Origin of the sequence: Alicyclobacillus hesperidum subsp. aegles, from assembly GCF_027923525.1 — a bacterium.
Lineage (GTDB): Bacteria > Bacillota > Bacilli > Alicyclobacillales > Alicyclobacillaceae > Alicyclobacillus > Alicyclobacillus aegles.
In genome coordinates, this window is sequence record NZ_BSBJ01000050.1 from 1 (window position 1) to 315 (window position 315).

The following is a 315-nucleotide window of genomic DNA, read 5'->3' on the forward strand; positions in this document are numbered from 1 at the left end:
TGGCTTTTAGTTGCCCAAACACGCTCTTAACCTCCACCATACGTCTGACTGAGAGTTCTCGGCCTTCCTCACTTGACAGACGTTCCCTTGTCATTTGTTTGTATCTTTGGAGCTCGCGACTTACGCCAATTTGTCGGTTACCCAACCCTTTTGTGCACTGGGCTCGTATCGGGCATGTTCTACAGGTGTCACATCTGTAATATCTTTTCTTCACTCGGTATCCAGTCTCAGTCTTCTCGTATCCTTCGTATCGAAAGGTCAATCGTTGGTCCGCTGCACAGATGTACTCATCTCGTTCTTCGTCGTATTCCCAGT

1 protein-coding gene is annotated in these 315 nt (G+C 47.9%); it reads right to left on the reverse strand.

Features of this window, described 5'->3' with window-relative positions; translation table 11 throughout:
• The coding region (locus QMF38_RS14875; protein WP_390854537.1) for a transposase at positions 1 to 283 on the reverse strand (283 nt) is incomplete at its 3' end.
• Positions 284 to 315: the final 32 nt, after the last annotated feature.